The organism is Crossiella cryophila (genome assembly GCF_014204915.1).
Taxonomy (GTDB): domain Bacteria; phylum Actinomycetota; class Actinomycetes; order Mycobacteriales; family Pseudonocardiaceae; genus Crossiella; species Crossiella cryophila.
Window position 1 is genome coordinate 2,595,779 of sequence record NZ_JACHMH010000001.1, and the last position, 21,475, is coordinate 2,617,253.

The window sequence follows — 21,475 nt, forward strand, 5'->3', positions numbered from 1 at the left end:
CACCCCGTACGACAACGGCCAACACGCGGAGCAGCATTCCGCGTGTTGGCCGTTCTTGTACGCCGTGTTGGCCGTTCTTGTACGGGGTGTTGGCCGTTCTTGTACGGGGTGTTGGCCGTTGTGGGACGCCTGATCCGGTTGTTTTCGCCGTGTGGGGGATCGGTGGCGGGTGGCCGGGCGGTATGTCTGGATCATGCGAGCGCTGCATGTGGTCCTTCTGCACGGGTGGCGGGGCGCCGGTTCCGGGCACTGGCTGAGCTGGCTGGCCGGGCAGTTGCGCGGGCTGGGGGTCGTGGTGGACGCGCCCGCGTTGCCCGCGCCCGAGCTGGGTGGCTGGTTGCCGGTGTTGCGGGCCAGCCTGGCCGCGGCGCCGCCCTCGGCCGACCTGGTGGTGCTCGGGCACGGGCTGGGCGCGACGCTGTGGCTGCACCACGCGGCCGGGGTGGACGGGCGGGACCGGCGGGCGCACCGGGTGCTGCTGGTGGCCCCGCCGGGGCCGGGCTGGCGGCATCCGGAGGTGCGGGGGCTCAACCCGCCGCCGGTGGATGCGAGGGCGATGCGCCGGGCGGCCAGCATCACCCGGCTGGTGGCCGGGCAGGGTGATCCCTACTGCGCCCGGCTGGACGCCTACGGGCTGGCCACGGGGCTGGGTGTGGAGCTGGACCTGGTGCCCGGCGGGGAGCACCTGGACGAGGACACCGGGTACGGGCCGTGGCCGGAGGTGCTGGCCTGGACGCTGGGCCGGGCGCCGAGTCTGCTCGGAGCCAGCCCGGCGCGGGCGCGCACGTAGTAGAACGATCGGGTGATCCTTCGTTCCGTGTCCGGTCTGCTCGCGCTGGCGCTGCTCGCGCCGGTGACGCCGGCCGTCGCCGCCACCGCGGACTGCGCGCCCGCGGCCTTCACCTACACCGTGCTGTTCGGCCCGCACACCCCGCGGGCCACCGTCGAACGGCAGCTCACCACGCACTGCGGCACGCCAGTGCACTACTACCCGGAGATCGGCGTGGCCGTGGCCAGTGCCGATGCCGATTTCGACCGCCGGATCGGGGTGGACCGGGCCTTCAGCGCGGCCAAGGCCCGCGGCCCGGCCGCCGAGGCCGCCGCGCCGGCCGTGACCGAGGCGCCGGACCGCACCGGCGAGCAGTGGGACATGCGGATGCTGCGCACCGCGCAGGCGCACACCGTGACCACCGGCAGCCGGGACGTGGTGGTCGGCGTGCTGGACACCGGGGTGGACGCCAAGCACCCGGAACTGGCCGGGGCACTCGACCCGGCGCTGTCCGCGGGCTGCGAGACCGGCAGGCCGGACACCGATCCGGCGGCCTGGGGACCCAAGCACGGGCACGGCACCGGGGTCGCGGGCGTGCTCGCCGCGGCCGCGGACGGCAAGGGCATCACCGGGGTGGCGCCCGGGGTGCGGATCGCCTCGGTGCAGCTCATGCGGCCGGACGGCTACATGGACCCGGAGGGCGTGGTGTGCGGGTTCATGTGGGCGGCCAAGCACCGGTTCACCCTGACCAACGGCAGCTGGTCCAGCGGCCCGTGGGCCTTCCTGTGCTCGGACCGGCCGGGTGAGCAGGTGGCGATCGAGGCGATCACCAGGGCGGTCCGGCACGCCACCGGGCGCGGGGTGCTGCACGTGGCCTCGGCGGGCAACTTCGCCGCCGACCTGACCGACCCGAAGACCGACCCGCTGCGGCCGCCGGGCAACACCATCGACAAAAACTGCCGGCTGCTGCCCAACCAACTGCCCGAGGTGGTCACCGTGTCCGCGGTCGGCTATGGCCGTTCGCTGTCCAGTTACAGCGACTACGGCGCCGGGGTCGTGCACGTGACCGCTCCCGGCGGCGACCGCGCCCAGGTGCCGCCCGCGGGTGAGGGGCCCGCGATGCCGCTGTCCACCACCCCGGACGGCGGGTACGGCTCCTTCGGCGGCACCTCGGCCGCCGCACCCAAGGTCGCCGGCGTGCTGGCGCTGCTGGCCAGCAAGTACGGCAAGTTGCCGCCCAAGGCGCTCAAGGAACTGCTGCTGCGCACCGGGGTCCAGCCGCTGGCCTGCCCGGCCGGGGACGCCCGCTGCACCACGGACAAGCAGGGACGCACCAGCTTCTACGGCTACGGGCTGGTTGACGCGGCCAAGGCGGTGCGGGCCGGATGAGGTGGTCGCTGGCGGGCGCGGTGCTGGTGCTGCTGGCGGTGCCCGCCAGCGTGGCCGTCGCGGATGGCGCGGGCGGCTATCCACCCAGGCCGCCGAAGCCGCCGGTCGCGGTGGCCTTCGACGGGCGGCCCGCGGTGGGCGCGCTGTTCGCCGCTGGCGGGGCCGGACCGCATTTCTGCACCGCGACCGTGATCACCAGTCCAGGGCGGAACCTGCTGATCACCGCCGCGCACTGCATGTTCGAGAACGAGACCGGGCCACCGCGGCGGGACGTGGCCTTCGTGCCCGGCTACCGGGACGGCCACCGGCCGCACGGCACCTGGCCGGTGCGGGAGGTGGTGGTGAGCCCGCAGTGGCGGGAGCGGGCCGATCCGGACCACGACGTGGCCGTGCTGGTGCTCGACCCCGGCATCGAGGACCGGACCGGGGCGCACCGGCTGCTCCTGGACACCCGGCGGGACCAGGTGGTCGAGGTGCCCGGCTACCCGGTCCGGAACGAGCGCCCGGTGACCTGCCGGAACTGGACCGCCGAGTTCAGCCCGGCCCAGCGCGGGTTCGACTGTCGCGGCTACCTGATCGGCACCAGCGGCGGGCCCTGGCTCACCGCGCGCGGCGAGGTGCTCGGCGTGGTCGGCGGCTACCAGTTCGGCGGGGACGAGATCCTGCACAACTACAGCCCGTACTTCGGCGCCCAGGTCCGGACGCTGTACGAGCGGGCCCAGCAGGTCAGGCCGACGGCAGGTGCCGGCCGATGAAGCGGACCATGTCCGGGCTGACCCGGTCGAAGTAGGTGCTGTCGTGGCGGCCCGGTCCGGTGGAGCCCACCAGCGGCCGGGCCTGCCGGATGAACTGGCGGCTGCCGTCGATGAAGCTGTCCTCGGTGCCGCACCACAGGCCGACCCTGGCCGAGCCGAGCTTGTCGATGTGCCGCAACGGGTTCATCGACTCCCACTCGGCGTTGTCCCGGAACGCCTTGCGCTTGTTCATCTCCGGCCAGTTGGTGATCAGCGCGGGCGAGATGGCCGCGACCGCGCGCACCGGACGGCCACGTTCCTGGCGGCGGCGGGTGTAGAGCAGCGAACCGAAGCCGCCCATGGAGATGCCCGCCACCGCGAACGGCAGGCCGTCGCCACCGCCGAGACCGCGTTCGGCCAGCCAGCCGGGCAGATCGTCCAGCAGCATGCCCATCGGGTTGTCCCCCGGCTGGGCGTGCCAGTAGTTGTTGCCGCCACCGTCGACCGCGACGAAGGCGAACGGCGGCACCTGGCCACGGGCGACCGCGGCGGCCAGTGCGGAGGGCAGTGCCCCCGGCGCCGCGTTGCGCGCGGTGCCGAAGCGGCCGTGCAGCAGCAGGCAGACCGGCAGACCGCTGCGATCGGCCTGCGGTGCCATGGTCACCAGGTCGACCTCGCGGTTGCGGTGCGCGGAGAAGACCCGCTCGACCCGCACCGTGCCGCCGCCCGGCCGGGTGGTCGCACCGGTTCCGGCGGTCCCCAGCGTGCGCAGCACACTCGGATCGACCTGGCCCAGCTCGTCCTGGTGACTCAGCGTGGCGCCGAATCCGGCGACCGCGGCAGCCCCGGCCAGTGCCCCCCACAGCACCGTGCGCCGGGAGACGAGCCCCCTGGCTTTGTGTTCGTGCATCCCCTGCACACCCCCTCACAGAGAGAAACCGTCCACTGCTCCGTTTGTGTTACATGGCAGACGCCATTTTCGGTCGGTTGGTTCGCCACAGGTGGGGGTGATTCAGGACACACTGTCACGGAATGTGACTAGATAACCGCGTTCCGCCGGAGGTTGTTGATCTCTTCTGGGTGATAGCCGAGCCAGTCAAGTACCAGATCGTTGTGTTGACCCAGGTCCGGCACCGGTGCTGGGGCCCAGGCGGAGCCCGAATCGTCCACCGGCGGGCGCAGCATCCGGACCGCCGTGCCACCCGGCATCGGCACCTCCGCCCAGCGATCCCGGACCGCCAGCTGGGGGTGCTCGGCGAGGTCGAGCACGGTGCGGGTGCGCGCGGCGGGCACGTCGGCGGCGTCCAGGGCGGCCAGCAGTTCGGCCGCGGTGGTGCGGTCGAAGGCGGGCTGTAACTCCGCGTGCAGCTCGGCCCGGCGTTCGACCCGGCCCGCGACGGTGCGGAACCGCGGGTCCTCGGCCAGGTCCGGCTGCCCGGCGACCTCGCACAGCCGCCGCCACTGGCCCTCGTTCTGCACCGCCAGGTGCACGCTGTCGCCGTCCCCGCAGCGGAACGGCCCGTACGGCGCGATGCTCGCGTGGTGCGCCCCGGTGCGCGGCGGGACCACACCGGTGCCGGTGGCGTAGAGCATCGGCTGGTGCATCCACTCGGCCAGGGCCTCCAGCAGGGTCAGCCGCAGGGTGGCGCCCTCGCCGGTGCGGGCCTGGCGCAGCAGCGCGGCCAGCACCGCGGCGTGCAACTGGACCCCGGCGGCGATATCGGCCACCGAGATCCCGGCCCGCCCGGTGACCGCGCCCTCGCCGGTCAGGTCGATCAGCCCGGCCTCGGACTGGATCAGCGCGTCGTAGGCCTTGCGGGCCGCGTAGGGACCTTCCCCGCCGTAGCCGGACAGCTCACCGGCGATCAGGCCGGGGCGGCGCTCGCGCAGGGTGTCCGCGTCCAGGTCGAGGCGGCGGGCCGCGGCGGGGGAGAGGTTGCACAGCACCACGTCCACCCGGTCGAGCAGCCGGTCCAGCACGGCCCGCCCGTCCGGGTGCTTGAGGTCCAGGGTGAGGGACTCCTTGCCCAGGTTGACCCAGGCGAAGTAGCTGGACACCGGACCGCAGGCGGTGTCGTAGCCGCGGGCGAAGTCCCCGGTCCCCGGCCGTTCGACCTTGATCACCCGGGCGCCGAGGTCGGCCAGCAGGCGGGTGGCATAGGGCACGGCGACGGCCTGCTCGAGCGCGAGCACGGTGGTTCCCTCAAGTGGCTGCACCGGCCCAGTCTCGCCGGTGCTACTCCGGCAGGACGATGCGCTCCGCCCCGGTGTAGACGTTCATCGACTCCCCGCGCAGGAAGCCGATCAGGGTGATGCCCTGTTCGGCGGCCAGCTCCACCGCCAGCGAGGAGGGCGCGGACACCGCGGCCAGCATCGGCAGCCCGGCCATCGCGGCCTTCTGCACCAGCTCGAAGGAGGCCCGGCCGGAGACCATCAGCACGTGCCCGCCCAGTGGCACCCGGCCGGCCAGCAGTGCCCAGCCGAGCACCTTGTCCACCGCGTTGTGCCGACCGACGTCCTCCCGCACCACCAGCAGCTCACCGTCCATTGTGGCCAGTCCGGCCGCGTGCAGGCCGCCGGTGGCCTCGAAGACCCGCTGCGCGGCACGCAGGGAGTCGGGCAGGCCGGTGAGCACCTCCGGGGTGATCCGGGACTCGTCGGCGGCGGGGGAGAAGCGGGTCTTGAGCTTGACCGCGTCCAGCGCGGCCTTGCCGCACACGCCGCAGGAGGAGGTGGTGTAGAAGTTGCGCTCCACGCCGACATCCGGCGGGGGCACGTCCTCGGCCAGTGCCACGTCGAGCACGTTGTAGGTGTTGCGGCCCTCGTCGTCGGTGCCGTCGCAGTAGCGCGCGGTGCGCACGTCCGGCGCGCCGCCGATGACCCCCTCGGTGAGCAGGAAGCCGTGCGCCAGCTCGACATCGTGCCCTGGCGTGCGCATGGTCACCGCCAGCGCGCGACCGTTGACCCGCAGTTCGAGTGGCTCCTCGACGGCGAGCGCGTCCGGCCTGCGCACCACTCCCTTCGGCGAGATCCGGAGCACTGGACGACGTGCTGTCACCCGTCCCATCCGAGGACCTCCAAACCCTGTACAACCTGGGACACAGAGCCTAGGTTGCGCACTTAGGTTGTCACTTCAACTATATGCCTGGAGGTGCGCTGTGGCGCTCGGCTTCCTGGACCGCTCCCGGGTGGTCGCGCCGCCCGGCTGGAGCCGCTGGCTGATCCCGCCTGCCGCGCTGTCGGTGCACCTGGCGATCGGTCAGGCCTACGCCTGGAGCGTGTTCAAGTCGCCGCTGGAAGGCGCGTTGTCGCTGTCGGGCACCGCGAGCGCGCTGCCGTTCCAGCTCGGCATCGTGATGCTCGGGCTCTCCGCGGCCTTCGGCGGCACCCTGGTGGAGCGTAACGGTCCGCGCTGGGCCATGTTCGTCTCCACCGTCTGCTTCTCCTCCGGCTTCCTGATCGCCGCCCTCGGCGTGGCCACCCGGCAGTACTGGCTGGTGGTGCTCGGCTACGGCGGCATCGGCGGGATCGGGCTCGGCATCGGCTACATCTCCCCGGTGTCCACCCTGATCAAGTGGTTCCCGGACCGGCCGGGCATGGCCACCGGGATCGCCATCATGGGCTTCGGCGGCGGCGCGCTGATCGCCTCGCCCTGGTCGGCGGCCATGCTGGACGGCTTCGGCAAGGACGTCACCGGCATCGCGCAGACCTTCATCACGCACGGCCTGGTCTACGCGGTGTTCATGTCCGTTGGCGTGCTGCTGGTGCGGGTGCCGGCGCCGGACTGGAAACCCAAGGGCTGGACGCCGAAACCGGCCGCGGCAGGCGGCATGATCACCACCGCCCAGGTCTCGGCCAACAACGCCATCCGCACCCCGCAGTTCTGGCTGCTCTGGGTGGTGCTGTGCTTCAACGTGACCGCGGGCATCGGCATCCTGGAGAAGGCCGCGCCGATGATCAGGGACTTCTTCGCCAACTCCGCGCTGCCGGTCAGCGCGGCCTCGGCCGCCGGGTTCGTCGCGCTGCTCTCGCTGACCAACATGATCGGCCGGTTCGTCTGGTCCTCCACCTCGGACCTGGTGGGGCGCAAGAACATCTACCGGCTCTACCTCGGCGTCGGCGGGCTGCTCTACCTGGCCATCGCACTGGCCGGGGACGTCTCCACGCCGCTGTTCGTGGTGTGCGCCATGGTGATCCTGTCCTTCTACGGCGGCGGTTTCGCCACCATCCCGGCCTACCTGAAGGACCTTTTCGGCACCTACCAGGTCGGCGCCATCCACGGCCGCCTGCTCACCGCCTGGTCGCTGGCCGGGGTGCTCGGGCCGCTGATCATCAACGCCATCGCGGACGCGCAGAAGGCCGCCGGCAAGTCCGGTCCGGCGCTCTACACCACCTCGCTCTACATCGTGATCGGCCTGCTGGTGATCGGCTTCATCGCCAACGAGCTGGTCCGGCCGGTGCACCCGAGGTTCCACGAACCACAGCGGCCGGTGGCCGCGCCGAGCAAGGCGGAGGCGGTCTGATGAACCCGCGGTACAAGCCGGTCATGGCCTTCGCCTGGCTGTGGGTCGGGCTGCCCTTCGGTTACGGGCTCTTCGAGCTGGTGCGCAAGGTGACCCAGCTGTTCACCGGCTGAGAGCGCGGTTGTCGGTGAGGCGGGACACACTGGGTGCCCACCTCACGGAAGGAACCGACCATGCCGGAGCGGGACGGCTACACCGCGGGCACGCCGAGCTGGGTTGACGTGTCCACGCCGGATCTGGACGCGGCCAAGGAGTTCTACACCGGGCTCTTCGGCTGGAGCTACACCCCTGGCGAGGAGAAGTACGGCTACTACGTCAACGCGTTGCTGCGCGGGCGGATCGTGGCCGGGCTGGGCCCGGCACAGCCGGACGCGCCGCCGATGTGGGGCACCTACCTGCACACCGAGGACGCCGAGGGCGTGGTGGCGCGGGCACGTTCGGCAGGCGGCACGGTGGTGGTGGAGCCGATGACGGTCGGCTCCTTCGGCACCATGGCCATCGCGCTGGACCCGGCGGGCGCGCTGATCGGCTTCTGGCAGCCCGACGAGCACCACGGCGCCGGACTGGTCAACGAGCACGGCACGCTGGTCTGGAACGAGCTGCGCACCACCGCGGTGGCGGCGGCGAAGTCCTTCTACGGCAACCTCTTCGACTACGGCTACAGCGAGGTGCGGGGCGCGCCGGAGTACCCGGTGTTCGAGCTGGCCGGGCAGCAGGTGGCCAGCGCCGAGCCGGTGCACCGGGAGGAGGAACGCCCGCACTGGCTGGTCTACTTCGGAACGTCCGATGTGGAGGCCACCGTGGCCGCCGCGCGCGAGCTGGGCGGCGCCGTGGTCGAGGAGATCACCGAGACCGCCTACGGCCGGATCGCGGTGCTGGCCGACCCGTGGGGCGCCGTGTTCGCCGTGCTGCACCTGGGGGAATGAGTTTCGCCGGGACCGGGAGTGATCGAATTGTCGCTCCCGGCACCCAGGCGTGTCCGCGACCCGATAGCCTCCCGCACGGGAGGGGGCGGACATGAACGGATTCGGGCTCAACCAGGACGAGCTGCGCGCGCTGGCCCAGCGGTTGTCCTTGGCCACCAAGGACATCGAGGCCACTCGCAAGAGCTGGGACGCGGGCACCAGGGACGGCGCGACCTTCGCGACCACCGACGCCGGCAAGTCCCACCTGGCCTTCCAACAACACCTCTTCGACACCCTGCGCCTGCGGGTGCGTGCCTTCGACACGCTGACCGGCCAGGCCAGGGACAGCCTGCAGGGCTATGCCAGCGCCGATGACAAGCAGGGCCTGCGATGAGCCGCGGTGACAGCCAGGACCTGGCCCTGCGCGCCACCCGGCTGACCAACCTGGCCGGGACGCTCACCGTCGGCACCATCGAGGACAGCATCCGGATGGCCATGACCCAGCTCGGCCCGCTCACCGGCGACGCGGACCGGCTGGCCGACCTGGCCGGGGCCTACCGGGCGGCGGCCACCGAGCTGCGGGACACCGGCGCGGAACTGCTCGCCGAGTACGCCGACAACCAGCCCTGGCAAGGGAAAGCGGCCGCCGAGGCGGCCACGGTGATCTCGGCCGAGGGCAGGCGGCTCGGCGAGGACGCGGAGATCCTGGGCGCCACGGCGGCGTTACTGGCCGGGCACGCGGAGCGGTTCGCCCAGGCCCGGCGGGAACACGAGGAACTGCACCAGCGCCTGGTCGACCTGGGCCACAAGGTCAGCCTGCTGCTGCCGGTGCTGGCCCTGGACCCGGGCAGCGCACTGGCCTTCACCGGCTTGGTCTCCGACGCGCTGACCGACTCGGCCGCGCTGCTGGACGCGGTGCGCTCGGACGCGGACGGGCTCGCGGATGGCCTGCGGCGCATGCAGGACGGCGGTGTGGCCGCGGCCAGGGAACTGACCGCGACCACCGCCGCGCGGTAGCGCTCAGGCCCGGCGTGGCTCCAGCCGGATCACGATCGACTTGGACATCGGGGTGTTGGAGATCCGTGCCGTGGCATCCAGCGGCACCAGCGCGTTGGCCTCGGGGAAGTAGGCGGCCGCACAGCCGCGCGCGGTCGGGTAGGCGATCACCCGGAACCGCTCGGCCCGGCGTTCCTTGATCTTCTGCGGATCCTGCGCCCACTCGCTGACCAGGTCCACGATCGCGCCGTCCGGGATCTCCAGCTCGGCCAGGTCCTCCGGGTTCACCAGCACCACCCGGCGGCCGTTCTGCACCCCGCGGTAGCGGTCGTCCAGGCCGTAGATGGTGGTGTTGTACTGATCGTGGCTGCGCATGGTCTGCAACAGCAGCCTGCCGGCCGGGATCTCCGGGGCCTCGAAGGCGTTCACGGTCAGGTTGGCCCGGCCGGTGCTGGTCTCGAACCGGCGGGAGTCCCGCGGCGGATGCGGCAGCACGAACCCGTCCGGCTGGCGGACCCGGCGGTTGAAGTCGGCGAAGCCGGGGACCACGTGCGCGATCCGGTTCCGGATCTTGTCGTAGTCGCGCTCGAACTCCGCCCACGGCACCGGATGCCCGTCGCCGAGGGTCGCCCTGGCCGCCCGGCAGATGATCGCGATCTCCGAGAGCAGCACCGGCGAGGAGGGCTTGAGCCTGCCGCGGGAGCGGTGCACCACCGACATCGAGTCCTCGACCGTGACGAACTGGTCCTTGCCCGCCTGCTGGTCCCGGTCGGTGCGGCCCAGGGTGGGGAAGATCAGCGCGGTCCGGCCGGGCACCACGTGCGAGCGGTTCAGCTTGGTGGAGACCTGCACGGTCAGCGAGCAGTTGCGCAGCGCGGCCTCACTGACCTCGCTGTCCGGGGTGGCCGCGGCGAAGTTGCCGCCCATGGCCAGGAACACCCTGGCCTGCCCGTCCCGCATGGCGCGCAAGGAGTCCACCGTGTCGAAGCCGTGCCTGCGCGGCACGGTGATGTGGAACTCGTGCTCCAGCGCGGCCAGGAACTCCTCCGGCATCTTCTCCCACACACCCATGGTGCGGTCGCCTTGCACGTTGGAGTGGCCGCGCACCGGGCACACGCCCGCGCCCGGCTTGCCGATCATGCCGCGGGTCAGCAGGACGTTGACGACCTCCTGGATGGTGGCCACCGAGTGCCGGTGCTGGGTGAGCCCCATTGCCCAGCAGATCACCGTGCGCTCGGAGTCCATCAGCATCCGGCTGAACCGGGCGATCTCCTTGCGGGACAACCCGGTCGCCCGGTCCACCTCGGACCAGTCCAGCTTCTGCAGGTGCTCGGCGTAGGCATCGAAGCCGTGCGTGTGCTCCTGCACGAAGTCCCAGTCGACCACGGTGCCCGGCGCGGCCCGCTCGGCCAGCAGCAGCAGGTGCCCGACCGCCTGGAACAGTGCCAGGTCACCGCCCAGCTTGATCTGCAGGAACAGATCGGCCAGCGGGGTGCCCCGGCCGATCAGGCCACGCACGTTCTGCGGGTTCTTGAACCGCATCAGCCCGGCCTCTGGCAGCGGGTTCACCGCGACCACCTTGGCGCCGCGCTGCTTGGCCTGCTCCAGCGAGGACAGCATGCGCGGGTGGTTGGTGCCAGGGTTCTGGCCGACCACCACGATCAGGTCGGCCGACTCCAGGTCGGCCAGGCTCACCGAGCCCTTGCCGATGCCGATGGTCTCCTTCAGCGCCGCGCCGGAGGACTCGTGGCACATGTTGGAGCAGTCCGGCAGGTTGTTGGTGCCCAGGCTGCGGGCGAAGAGCTGCCAGAGGAAGGCGGCCTCGTTGCTGGTGCGGCCGGAGGTGTAGAAGACCGCGTCATCCGGCGAGGGCAGCCCGCGCAGTTCCTCGGCCAGCAGCTCGAAGGCGTTGTCCCAGGAGATGGGTTCGTAGTGGCTGCCACCGGGCCGCAACACCATCGGCTCGGTCAGCCGACCCTGCTGCCCCAGCCAGTAGTCGGTCTTGCCCGCCAGCTCGGCCACCGGGTGCGCGGCGAAGAACTCCCGCCCCACGGTGCGCTTGGTCGCCTCCTCGGCCACCGCCTTGGCGCCGTTCTCGCAGAACTCGGCCAGCTTGCGGTGGCCTTGGGCCTCCGGCCAGGCGCAGCCGGGGCAGTCGTAGCCCTCGCGCTGGTTGAGCAGCCGCAGGGTGCGGGCCGAGCGGATGGCACCCATCTGCTCGACGCCGTGCTGCAAGGACACCAGGACCCCGGGGATCCCGGCGGCCCAGGTCTTCGGCCGGGAGACCGTCAGGCCGGTCTCGTCGACATCGTGTTCGGGTGCCTCACGCGCCATGGCCACATCCTGCGCTCGGGTGCCCGCAAACCACCAATCGGGTGCCCACCAAATGTCACCCGAGTGGGTGGGTCAACCAATCACGCAGGGTGGCCGCATCCCGCAGGAAGATCGCCGGCGAGTCATCCGGCACGAACTCCACCAGCGCGAACCGGTCCCGGCCGTCCGCGGCGAGTTCGGCCAGCACCGGCCGCCAGAGGTCTGCCCGTTCGGCCAGCGGCAGCCGATCCTTCCCACCACCTGGACCCCAGCTGAACACGTGCGCGGTCACCAGCTCCGGCAACAACGCCCGCACCTCGGTCAGCGCCACCGCCGAGGGCTGTCCGCCTGCCGGTTGCCAGTAGGGCACCACCTCTGCCCGATCCACCTCGGCGAACAGCGCGGTAGCGGAGGCGAGCGTGTCGGTGAGGGTGTTCCGGTGATATTCCAGCGCGATCCGCATCCCGTGCCCCGCGGCCGCTTCCGCCGCCCGCCGCAACGCCTGCACGGTGCCCGCCCGCTGCGCCGGATCAGCCTCGGCCGACCCGAGCTGCCCGGCCCAGACCCGGATCAACGGCGCGCCCAGTGCCGCCGCGGTGCGCACCACGGGGTCCAGGTCGGCCGGATCGCTGTGCCCCGCGCGGTAGTAGGAGCCGTAGGCGGCCACGGTCAGCCCGGCCGCGGCGGTCAGTTCGCGGGCGGTCTCGGCGGCGGCGAGATCCCCGGCGGGGACGTGCACATCGCCACCCCACTCGATCGCTGCCAGGCCCGCGGCGGCGGTCAACCGCACCACCTCGGGCACACCGAGTTGCCGGAAGGTCACCGAAACCAGACCAGGAACGATCAACGGATCTCCTTGCGGCCAGGGGTGGAATGCGCTTTCCCAGGGGATCGTACGTGCATAAACCCACGGCGAGAAGGCGCAGCGCACACCCCAACCATCGGCCAGGAGAAGGTGCGGCGTGCGGTTCGACGGCGCGATCACCTGTTGTGACCTGACATTGCGCGCGGCGACACGGCGAGCCGCCCACCCTCGGTGCGGTTGATTTTTCGCGTTGCGATGCGTCCGACCCAGCCGATCAAATACACCCAGCTACTTCTTGCACCCGTCCTCATCGCCCACCGGCGAGTTCGGATCGAAGTAGTGCTTGCGGTCATGCTTGGCCGTCGGCTCCGGACCGTTCGTGCGCCGCTGCTGGTTCTCCCGGAAGGTCGGCGCGAGCAGTTCCTTCTCCGAGGCCGGGCAGCTCATCAGGTAGTCGTAGCCGTTGAACTTCTCGCCCCACCACAGGCCGTGCTGACTCTTGCGGATCTGCTTGTTGTCCTCGAGGAACCACTCCGCCTCGCGGCGCTGGATGGCGATCAGCTCGTGCGGGTCGGTGATCTTCTCCGGCTGGTCGGGCTTGAAGGCGTAGGCCATCACGTAGTTGGTGCTCGCGGTCAGCCTGCCCCTGCCGTCCAGGAACACCTTCAGCTCGCCCTTGACCTTGGGCTCGACCTCCAGCAGTGGGTAGCCGGGGGCGATCCGGGTGTAGAGGAACGAGCCGCCGTCCACGGGCAGCTTCTCCTTCTCCCGGTGCTCGTCGTACTGCTCCTGCGCCTCGGGGGCCATCAGCGCGAAGACGTGCTCGGTCTTGCCTTCCACGATCACCCTGCGGTCCAGCCTCGCGGTGATCAGCACCTTGCGCACCTGCTCGGCGAAGGCCCTGACCTGCTCCGCGCTGTACTTGCCCAGCTTGCCGGTCTCCGGCAGCGTGATCCCGGCCGCGCCGTCGGCCCACAGCCCGGCCTCGGTGCCCAGGAACGGGGTGGTCAGGTTGACCTTGGGAGTGCTGCTGGTGGGGGTCGAGCCGCCGATGCCGTCCGGCGCCAGGCCGTTGAGGTGGCCCGTCCGGTAGAGCACCGCCCCGGTCACGCCGATGGCGATGACCAGGCCGAATCCGAGGAAGCGGCCGCCGTTGCGGCGCCAGAACGCACGGCGCCTGATCTCCCGCACCTGTGGGTCCTCGGTCATGCCAACCCCCCGAATGAGTGAAAACGTGCCGAGGTTAGCAGCGGCCGGTACCGGTCCGGGAGTCTTGTCGCTGGTCGGGGTCGGTGCGACCAGCGGGAATCGCGGTTTCGGCGCCCCCGTAGAATCGACTGCTGTGACCGAGACCCTTCCGCAGCAGGCCCGCACCGAACTCCCCGCCCAGTTCGCTCCGGCGGAGGTAGAGGGCGAGCTGTACCAGCGGTGGGTCGAGCGCGGTTACTTCACGCCCGACGCGGCCAGCGACAAGCCGCCGTTCACCATCGTCATCCCGCCGCCGAATGTCACCGGCAGCCTGCACATCGGGCACGCCTTCGAGCACACGCTGATCGACCTGATCATCCGGCGCAAGCGGATGCAGGGCTTCGAGACGCTGTGGCTGCCGGGCATGGACCACGCCTCCATCGCGGTGCACGCGCTGGTGGAGAAGCAGCTCGCGGCCGAGGGCACCAGCCGCCGGGAGCTGGGCCGGGAGGCGTTCATCGAGCGCACCTGGGAGTGGAAGGCCGAGTACGGCGGCAAGATCCTGGCCCAGATGCGCCGCCTCGGCGAGAGCGTGGACTGGACCCGCGAGCGGTTCACCATGGACGAGAAGTCCAACCGCGCGGTGCTGACCATCTTCAAGAAGCTCTACGACGAGGGCCTGATCTACCGGGCCGAGCGGCTGGTCAACTGGTCGCCCACGCTGCGCTCGGTGCTCTCCGACGCCGAGGTCGACCACGAGGAGGTCGAGGGCGAACTCGTCTCCATGCGCTACGGCGACGGCGACGCCTCGATCGTGGTCGCCACCACCCGGGTCGAGACCATGCTCGGCGACACCGCGGTCGCGGTGCACCCGGACGACGAGCGGTACAAGCACCTGGTCGGCACGCTGATCGAGCTGCCGCTGACCGGGCGCAAGATCCCGGTCGTGGCCGACACCCACGTCGACCCGGAGTTCGGCACCGGCGCGGTCAAGGTGACCCCGGCGCACGACCCGAACGACTTCGAGATCGGCAAGCGGCACGAGCTGCCGATGCCGACGATCATGGACGAGCAGGGCCGGATCGCGCACACCGGCACCGAGTTCGACGGCCTGGACCGGTTCGAGGCGCGGGTCGCGGTCCGCGAGGCACTGCGCGCGCAGGGCCGGATCGTCGCGGAGAAGCGGCCGTACCTGCACAGCGTCGGGCACAGCTCGCGGTCCAAGGAGCCGATCGAGCCGCGGCTCTCGCTGCAGTGGTTCGTCAAGGTCGCCCCGCTGGCCAAGGCGGCAGGGGACGCGGTCCGCGAGGGCAAGGTCGCGGTCAACCCGCCGGAGATGACCAAGCGCTACTTCGACTGGGTCGACAACTTGCACGACTGGTGCATCTCGCGCCAGCTGTGGTGGGGCCACCGGATCCCGGTCTGGTACGGCCCCAACGGCGAGCAGATCTGCCTGGGCCCGGACGAGCAGCCGCCCGCGGGCGAGGGCTGGCGCCAGGACGAGGACGTCCTGGACACCTGGTTCTCCTCCGGCCTGTGGCCCTTCTCCACCCTGGGCTGGCCGGAGAAGACCGACGACCTGGCCAAGTTCTATCCGACCAGCGTGCTGGTCACCGGCTACGACATCCTGTTCTTCTGGGTCGTCCGGATGATGATGTTCGGCATCTACGCGATGGACGGCGTGCCGCCGTTCCACACCATCGCACTGCACGGCATGGTCCGGGACCAGCACGGCAAGAAGATGTCCAAGACCGTCGGCAACGTGGTCGACCCGCTGGACTGGATGGACCGCTTCGGCACCGACGCGCTGCGCTTCACCATGGCCCGCGGCGCCAACCCCGGCACCGACGTGCCGATCAGCGAGGAGTGGGTGGCCGGCTCCCGCAACTTCGGCACCAAGCTGTGGAACGCCACCAGGTTCGCCATGATGAACGGCGCCACCGTTGCCGAGCCGGTGCCCGCGCGGGACGCGCTGACCGACGCCGACCGGTGGATCCTGGACGGCCTGGACGCGCTGGTGTCCGAAGTGGACGGTCTGCTGGACGACTACCAGTTCGCCAAGTCCACTGAGGCGCTCTACCACTTCGTCTGGGACGAGTTCTGCGACTGGTACCTGGAACTGGCCAAGGTCCAGCTCAACGACGAGAACCGGGCGGGCGCGACCCGCGCGGTGCTCGGCCACGTCCTCGACGTGGTGCTGCGCCTGCTGCACCCGGTCTCCCCGTACCTCACCGAAACGCTGTGGACCGCGCTCACCGGTGAGGAGTCGCTGGTCATCGCGCAGTGGCCGTCGGTCAGCGGCGCGAGTGCGGATCCGGTCGCCAAGGAACGGATCGCGGCCGTGCAGCAGCTCGTCACCGAGATCCGCCGGTTCCGCTCCGACCAGGGCATCAAGCCCGGCCAGCGGGTGGCCACCCGGCTGACCGGGATGGACGCCGCCGGGCTGACCGCGTTGACCGCCTCGGTGCGCGCGCTGGTGAAGCTGGACGAACCGGGCGCGGAGTTCGCCGCCACGGCCGACTTCGAGCTGAACCTGCCCACCGGCGCGGTCACCATCGAGCTGGACACCTCCGGCACGATCGACGTGGCGGCCGAGCGCAAGCGGCTGGCCAAGGACCTCGCGGTCAACGAGAAGGAACTCGCGGGCTGCGTGGCCAAGCTGGGCAACCCGGCGTTCACCGACAAGGCGCCTGCCGCGGTGGTGGAGAAGATCACCGAGCGCAAGGCGGCGGCCGAGGCGGAGATCGAACGCATCACAGCGAGGTTGGCTTCGCTGCCCGAAGCCTGATTAGCTGGCCACCCGCGCCAGGAACCGGTGAGGGGGCGAGCGCATGACCGAAGTACCCGCCAGGGTGGAACGCGTCCTGGACCAGGTGCTCTCCTCGGTGGCGCCGCCCCAGCCGTTCACGGTCGGCGAGTTCTGCCGCAGGCTGGGTGAGCGGCGCGGGCATCCGATCGAGCTGATGCCGCTGAGCCAGGTGCTGGGTGGCCGGGTCGCGCCCTTCGACGGGCTGCTGGTCTCGGCCTACGACGCGGACTACGTCTTCTACGACGACACCACCTCGGCGCTGCACCAGCAGAACACGGTGCTGCACGAGATCGGCCACCTGGTCCTGGAGCACCGCAGCATCGGCGAGGGCGGCCAGCCCCGGCTGCCGATGCTGCGGCTGCTGTTCCCGCACCTCGACGAGGCCCGGCGGGAAGAGCTGCTGGGCAAGGCGCTGTGCCGGGCCGGGTTCCAGGACCTGCAGGAGCGGGAGGCGGAGAGCTTCGCCACCCAGTTCTCCGCCCGGCTGCTCGACGCCGCACCCGGCCTGCTGAGCCGCAAGGCCAAACGATTGCCGCCGCACGAGGCGCAGGTGATCGACCGGCTCGCGCACGGACTGGGCCCCACCCAGCAGTGAGCGCCGCAGGCCTCCTGGTGCTGGCCGTGGTGCTGGCCACGCTCGCCACCGTGCTGACCCGGCTGCGCCAGCTCATCGGCCGGGCGGGCAACCCGGCGGTGCGCTCGCTGCTGCTGGGCTGCCTGGCGCTGGCCCTGGCGCTGTCGGTGCAGCTCCCGGTGGTCTACCCGGTGATCAACCAGGTCGGCTTCAACCTGGCCTGGCCGGTGCAGCACGGGCTGGTGCTGGGCACCGCGTACCTGATCCAGGTCTTCTTCCTGTACTCCATCGAGGAACCGGAGCAGGCTGCCCGCCGGGCCGCCCGGCAGGCGCTGGTGCTGTTCGCGGTCACCGCGGTGATGCTGCTGCTCTTCGCCGCCGCGCCGAGGGCCAGGGACTTCCTGCACGGTCCTGCCGGGCGCAACGAGGCGGGCGGGCCGGGCGATCCGGTGGCCGCGCTGGCCTTCGCCACCTTCAGCCTGTACCTGGGCTGGGCGGCGCTGAACCTGATGCGGCTGGCCTGGCAGTGGTCGACCAAGGCCAGGGACGTGTGGTGGCTCTTCGTCGGGCTGCGGCTGCAGGTGGTGGCGCACGTGTTCACGCTGGCCTTCTGCGCGCACAAACTGGGTTTCCAGCTCGCGGTGCTGTTCGGGGTGACCCCCGGCTGGACCGCGAACTCGGTGGAGGGCTGGCTGATGCCCGCGGCCTGCGCGCTGGCCACGCTGGGCGTGAGCGCGTGCGCGCTGGGCGAGACCGTGGCCAGGTGGGTGCGGCGGCACTGCGCGCCGCTGGTCCGGCTGGCCGGGGCGATCGCGGCCTGGTGGCGGTTCCTGCGCGCGCACCACGCGCTCTACCCGCTGTGGGCCCGCTTCGCCGAGGTGCTGCCGGAGATCACCCTGGACCCGCCGAAGTCCCGCCGCGCCGACCTGTTCGACCTGCGTGCGGGCCGCCGCAGGCTCTACCGCAGGCTGATCGAGCTGGAGGACGGCGGCAAGCAGCTCCGCCCGGCCATCCCGCCCGAGATCCCGGCCAGGGTCCGGGAGCTGACCGGTGGCCGGCCGCCCGAGCAGGTGGCCGCGGTGAGTGCCGCCGCCGGGTACGCGGTCGCGCTGCGCCGCCGCGAACTGGGCATACCCGACGTGACGAACAACCCCCTCGGCAGCGCCGCCGGCGCGGAGGACCTGGCCGAACTGGTGGACCGGTGGCGTGCGATCACCCGCGCCTTCACCAGGGACCCGGTGGTCAGACAGGTGCTCGCCGAGCACCTGGGCACACGCGCGGCCACCCCCGCCGCGCCGGAGGAAGCCGGACGATGAAACGACGACTCGTGCACCTGGCGCGCATCCAGGAGCTGGACCCCGAACGCGACTACGCCGAGATCTACCGGCTGACCGCGTTGTACGAGTTCAGCTTCGACGTCAGCATCGCCCTGCAGCTGGCCTTCTACCGCACCTACGCGGTGCCCTCGATCTCCGGCCTGCTCGCGCACACCGGCCACATCGAGCACGACCCGGTCAAACGCGCCGAGGACACCGGCCTGCTGATCTTCGAGATGGTCGAGCACGGCTTCGACCACCCCAGGGCCCGCGGCGCGCTGCGGATCACCAACGGCGCGCACCGCCCGTGGACGATCAGCAACGAGGACTACCTGTACGTGCTGGGCACCTTCATGTTCGTGCCCTTCCGCTGGCTGGACCGCTACGGCTGGCGCCGCCCGGTGGAGGCCGAACGCATCGCCGCCTATCACTTCTACCGCGAGCTGGGCTCCCGGATGGGCATCACGGACATCCCGGCGAGCTGGGAGAAGTACGAGCACTGGTTCGACACCTACGAGCGCGAGCACTTCGCGCACACCCCGGCCAACACCCGCCTGCTGCGCGCCTCCCAGCAACTCATCGCCGACCGCTTCCCACCCCGCGCCCGCGGGCTGGGCCGGTTGCTGGGCCTGGCACTGCTGGACGTGATCGACGACGAGCCACTGCGCCGGGCGCTGGGCGTGCCGCGCACCCCGTGGGTACTGCGCGGCCCGGTGAAGCTGGGCTTCCGGCTGCGGGCCCGGATCCAGCGGCTGCTCAAGCCGAGGACCAGCAGTGCCTTTACCCCGGGCGGACAGATGAAGGCTTATCCGGACGGATATCAGCTCTCGGATCTGGGCCCGGCCACGCCGCGGGCGCCGGGCTCGCCGGAGTAGCTCAGCGGCAGGCGGAGCAGGAACGTGGTGCGGCCCGGCGCGCTGGCGAGTTCGACCGTGCCGCCGTGCGCGGTGACCAGCGAGCGGACCACGGCCAGGCCCAGACCGCTGCCGCCCTTGTTCCTGGAACGGGAGTCGTCCACCCGGTAGAAGCGGTCGAAGATGCGTTCCTGGTCGGCGGCCGGGATGCCGGGGCCGTTGTCGTTGATCCGGATCAGCGCGTGCTCGTCGGCGGCCCAGACGGCCAGTTCGACCTCGGTGCCGGGTGGGGTGTGCACGGCGGCGTTGGTCAGCAGGTTGTCCAGGACCTGGCGCAGCCGCATCGGGTCGGCGCGCAGGGCGAGCTGGTCCTGGGCCAGCACCACGGTGAGCGGGTGGCTGGGGCGGGCGGCGTGGAAGGCGTCGGCGGCGGCGTTGGCCAGCGCGACCAGGTCGATGTCCTCCGGGCGCAGTGGTTCCTCGACCTCGGCGGCGTCCAGGCGGGCCAGCAACAGCAGGTCGTCCAGCAGCACCGTCATCCTGGCCGCCTCCTCGCGGATGCGGGCCAGGTGCCGGTCGCGTTCGGCCGGTTCGTTGGCGGCGGCGTACTTGAACAGGTCGGCGTAGCCGCGGATGGAGGTCAGCGGGGTGCGCAGTTCGTGCGAGGCGTCCGCGACGAAACGGCGCAGCCGCTGCTCGGCGGCGGTGCGCGCGGCCAGCGAGGAGTCGATGTGCTCCAGCATCAGGTTGAACGCGCTGCGCAGCTCCTCCACCTCGACCCCACCGCCGCCGTCGCCGGTGGCGCGCACCGGCAGCTGGGCGGAGTCGGTGAGGTCGTGCGAGCGGATGTCGTGCGCGGTGCCGGCCATCTCGGCCAGCGGGCGCAGGCCGCGGCGCAGCACCAGGCGGCCGGAGACCACCAGGACCAGCAGCGCCACCAGGAACATGGCGACGCACACGGTGATGAACCAGCTCACCGTGCCGTCCAGGTCGTCCCGTGGCGCGGCGCTGACCAGCACCTCGTTGCCGCTGATGGTGCAGGCCCGAACCCGGAAGGTGCCCTCTTTCCCATACAGGTCAAGGGTTTCGTAGAGGTCCTCGTCCTGGCCGTGCACCTTCTGCGCGACCTTGGCCAGCCGGTCGATGTTCTGCGGGGTGGTGCCGGCGGTGGACTTGACCATCTTCGGCTTGCCCTCGCGCATGTCGAAGAGCACCGACTGCCAGGACCACGGCGGCTGCGGGGCGCCGTCCTTGCGCCAGGCCGCGGTCTGCTCGATCTGGCTCTTCTTCATCTGCTCGTCCAGCCGGGCGGCCAGGTACTCCTCCATGCTGGTCACCATCACGGTGCCCACCACGGCGAAGACCACCAGCGACAACGCGCCGAGGGCCAGCGACAGCCTGGTGCCCAGCCGGGTCCGCTGCCAGGCAGCCCGCCAGCGGCCGCCCCAGCTCACTGGACGGCCTGGCGCAGCGCGTAGCCGACCCCGCGCATGGTGTGGATCAGCGGTTCATGGCCGTTGTCGACCTTGCGGCGCAGGTGCGAGATGACCAGTTCGACCACGTTGGAGCGGCCGCCGAAGTCGTACTCCCAGACGTGGTCCAGGATCTGCGCCTTGGTCAGCACCGCGGGGGAGCGGCGCATCAGGTAGCGCAGCAGTTCGTACTCGGTGGGGGTGAGCGTGGCCAGCTTCCCGGCCCGGCGGACCTCCCTGGTGTCCTCGTCCAGGGTCAGGTCGGCCACCTGGAGCACCGAACGCGCCTGCGGGGTCCAGGCCTGGGCGGTGCTGCGCCGGAGCACCGCGCGCAGCCGGGCCATCAGCTCCTCCACCGAGAAGGGTTTGACCAGGTAGTCATCGCCACCGCGGGTCAGGCCGACGATCCGGTCGGCGGTGCCGTCCTTGGCGGTGAGGAAGACCACCGGGACCAGTGAGCCGCTCTCCCGCAGCCGGTCCAGCACGCTGAAGCCGTCCAGGTCCGGCAGCATCAGGTCGAGCACCACGATGTCCGGGTTGAACGCGGCGGCCTGCCGCAGCGCCTCCGCGCCGGTACCCGCCGTCGCCGCCCGCCAGCCCTCGTAGCGGGCCACGGTGGCGACGAGGTCGGCGATGTGCGGTTCGTCGTCCACCACCAGCAGACGGACCTGGCTGTCGTTGCTCACCTGCACATGGTGCGTCAGTCCGGGCCCCGCGGCGAGGCCGTGGGCGGCCTGCGGGGCACGAGACAGCAAGTCGACAGCTTCGGGACAGCGTGGACACAGCTTCGTTGGCGAGGCTCACAACCGAAGCCCCCAGCGCTTGAAG

At 71.4% G+C, this 21,475-nt stretch carries 20 protein-coding genes; 12 read left to right on the forward strand and 8 right to left on the reverse strand.

The genetic code is table 11. The annotated features are described in order from the left end of the window. Positions 1–193 precede the first annotated feature (193 nt). From HNR67_RS12100 to HNR67_RS12110, 3 genes are read left to right on the forward strand one after another with little or no spacing between them, the layout of a single operon-like run. Positions 194–790: an RBBP9/YdeN family alpha/beta hydrolase gene (locus HNR67_RS12100; protein ID WP_185002127.1), complete on the forward strand. Its 597-nt coding sequence runs from the start codon at positions 194–196 to the stop codon at positions 788–790. A gap of 12 nt (positions 791–802) precedes the next feature. After that, positions 803–2,158, forward strand: coding sequence for a S8 family peptidase (locus tag HNR67_RS12105; protein WP_185002128.1), 1,356 nt, complete (start codon positions 803–805; stop codon positions 2,156–2,158). Beyond that, on the forward strand, positions 2,155–2,913 hold the full coding sequence (locus tag HNR67_RS12110) for a trypsin-like serine peptidase (RefSeq protein WP_185002129.1): 759 nt from the start codon (positions 2,155–2,157) through the stop codon (positions 2,911–2,913). The genes HNR67_RS12105 and HNR67_RS12110 overlap by 4 nt, the downstream gene beginning before the upstream one ends. Here the strand turns inward: HNR67_RS12110 and HNR67_RS12115 are convergent. The 3 genes from HNR67_RS12115 to fdhD form a co-directional block, all read right to left on the reverse strand. Next, positions 2,885–3,802, reverse strand: a complete 918-nt coding sequence (locus HNR67_RS12115; RefSeq protein WP_185002130.1) for an alpha/beta hydrolase — start codon at positions 3,800–3,802, stop codon at positions 2,885–2,887. The genes HNR67_RS12110 and HNR67_RS12115 overlap by 29 nt on opposite strands. A gap of 128 nt (positions 3,803–3,930) precedes the next feature. Further along, positions 3,931–5,109 carry a CaiB/BaiF CoA transferase family protein gene (locus HNR67_RS12120; protein WP_185002131.1) on the reverse strand — a complete coding sequence of 393 codons (1,179 nt, stop codon included), beginning with the start codon at positions 5,107–5,109 and terminating at the stop codon, positions 3,931–3,933. A 19-nt stretch (positions 5,110–5,128) separates the two neighbouring features. Further along, complete coding sequence (gene fdhD, locus HNR67_RS12125) at positions 5,129–5,959, reverse strand: formate dehydrogenase accessory sulfurtransferase FdhD (protein ID WP_185002132.1); 831 nt, start codon at positions 5,957–5,959, stop codon at positions 5,129–5,131. A 91-nt stretch (positions 5,960–6,050) separates the two neighbouring features. Here fdhD and HNR67_RS12130 point away from each other — a divergent pair, with 91 nt between their 5' ends. The 5 genes from HNR67_RS12130 (at position 6,051) to HNR67_RS12145 (ending at position 9,337) form a co-directional block, all read left to right on the forward strand. After that, positions 6,051–7,415 (forward strand): OFA family MFS transporter, encoded by a 1,365-nt coding sequence (locus tag HNR67_RS12130; protein WP_185002133.1) that lies wholly within the window; start codon positions 6,051–6,053, stop codon positions 7,413–7,415. Continuing rightward, entirely contained in the window at positions 7,415–7,528 is a 114-nt protein-coding gene (locus HNR67_RS46830) for an MFS transporter small subunit (protein ID WP_425554130.1), read from the forward strand. The genes HNR67_RS12130 and HNR67_RS46830 overlap by 1 nt, the downstream gene beginning before the upstream one ends. A 60-nt stretch (positions 7,529–7,588) precedes the next feature. Continuing rightward, the gene (locus HNR67_RS12135; protein ID WP_185002134.1) at positions 7,589–8,341 is read left to right on the forward strand and encodes a VOC family protein; all 753 of its coding nucleotides are present in this window, start codon (positions 7,589–7,591) and stop codon (positions 8,339–8,341) included. Between the two features lie 91 nt (positions 8,342–8,432). After that, positions 8,433–8,714 (forward strand): hypothetical protein, encoded by a 282-nt coding sequence (locus tag HNR67_RS12140; protein WP_185002135.1) that lies wholly within the window; start codon positions 8,433–8,435, stop codon positions 8,712–8,714. After that, positions 8,711–9,337, forward strand: coding sequence for a hypothetical protein (locus HNR67_RS12145; protein WP_185002136.1), 627 nt, complete (start codon positions 8,711–8,713; stop codon positions 9,335–9,337). The genes HNR67_RS12140 and HNR67_RS12145 overlap by 4 nt, the downstream gene beginning before the upstream one ends. A gap of 3 nt (positions 9,338–9,340) precedes the next feature. Here the strand turns inward: HNR67_RS12145 and HNR67_RS12150 are convergent, their stop codons facing one another. The 3 genes from HNR67_RS12150 to HNR67_RS12160 all read right to left on the reverse strand — a co-directional run bounded on the left by HNR67_RS12150 (position 9,341) and on the right by HNR67_RS12160 (position 13,643). Beyond that, on the reverse strand, positions 9,341–11,650 hold the full coding sequence (locus HNR67_RS12150; RefSeq protein ID WP_185002137.1) for an FdhF/YdeP family oxidoreductase: 2,310 nt from the start codon (positions 11,648–11,650) through the stop codon (positions 9,341–9,343). 55 nt (positions 11,651–11,705) lie between these two features. Then, positions 11,706–12,476, reverse strand: a complete 771-nt coding sequence (locus tag HNR67_RS12155; RefSeq protein ID WP_185002138.1) for a sugar phosphate isomerase/epimerase family protein — start codon at positions 12,474–12,476, stop codon at positions 11,706–11,708. Between the two features lie 246 nt (positions 12,477–12,722). Then, the gene (locus HNR67_RS12160; protein ID WP_185002139.1) at positions 12,723–13,643 is read right to left on the reverse strand and encodes a hypothetical protein; all 921 of its coding nucleotides are present in this window, start codon (positions 13,641–13,643) and stop codon (positions 12,723–12,725) included. 133 nt (positions 13,644–13,776) lie between these two features. On the opposite strand from HNR67_RS12160, the gene HNR67_RS12165 reads away from it, so the two are divergent. Genes HNR67_RS12165 through HNR67_RS12180 form a run of 4 tightly spaced genes read left to right on the forward strand, consistent with a single transcriptional unit; the run spans position 13,777 to position 19,196 of the window. After that, positions 13,777–16,410, forward strand: a complete 2,634-nt coding sequence (locus tag HNR67_RS12165; RefSeq protein WP_185002140.1) for a valine--tRNA ligase — start codon at positions 13,777–13,779, stop codon at positions 16,408–16,410. Positions 16,411–16,453: 43 nt separating this feature from the next. Continuing rightward, positions 16,454–17,026, forward strand: coding sequence for an ImmA/IrrE family metallo-endopeptidase (locus tag HNR67_RS12170; protein ID WP_185002141.1), 573 nt, complete (start codon positions 16,454–16,456; stop codon positions 17,024–17,026). After that, positions 17,023–18,321, forward strand: coding sequence for an MAB_1171c family putative transporter (locus tag HNR67_RS12175; protein WP_185002142.1), 1,299 nt, complete (start codon positions 17,023–17,025; stop codon positions 18,319–18,321). The genes HNR67_RS12170 and HNR67_RS12175 overlap by 4 nt, the downstream gene beginning before the upstream one ends. Then, positions 18,318–19,196, forward strand: coding sequence for an oxygenase MpaB family protein (locus tag HNR67_RS12180; protein WP_185002143.1), 879 nt, complete (start codon positions 18,318–18,320; stop codon positions 19,194–19,196). The genes HNR67_RS12175 and HNR67_RS12180 overlap by 4 nt, the downstream gene beginning before the upstream one ends. Here the strand turns inward: HNR67_RS12180 and HNR67_RS12185 are convergent. Together HNR67_RS12185 and HNR67_RS12190 are read right to left on the reverse strand one after the other, a co-directional pair. Next, a complete protein-coding gene (locus HNR67_RS12185; protein ID WP_185002144.1) occupies positions 19,142–20,629 on the reverse strand; it encodes a sensor histidine kinase in 1,488 nt (495 codons plus the stop codon). The genes HNR67_RS12180 and HNR67_RS12185 overlap by 55 nt on opposite strands. Then, positions 20,626–21,333, reverse strand: a complete 708-nt coding sequence (locus HNR67_RS12190) for a response regulator transcription factor (RefSeq protein ID WP_308301070.1) — start codon at positions 21,331–21,333, stop codon at positions 20,626–20,628. The genes HNR67_RS12185 and HNR67_RS12190 overlap by 4 nt, the downstream gene beginning before the upstream one ends. Positions 21,334–21,475: the final 142 nt, after the last annotated feature.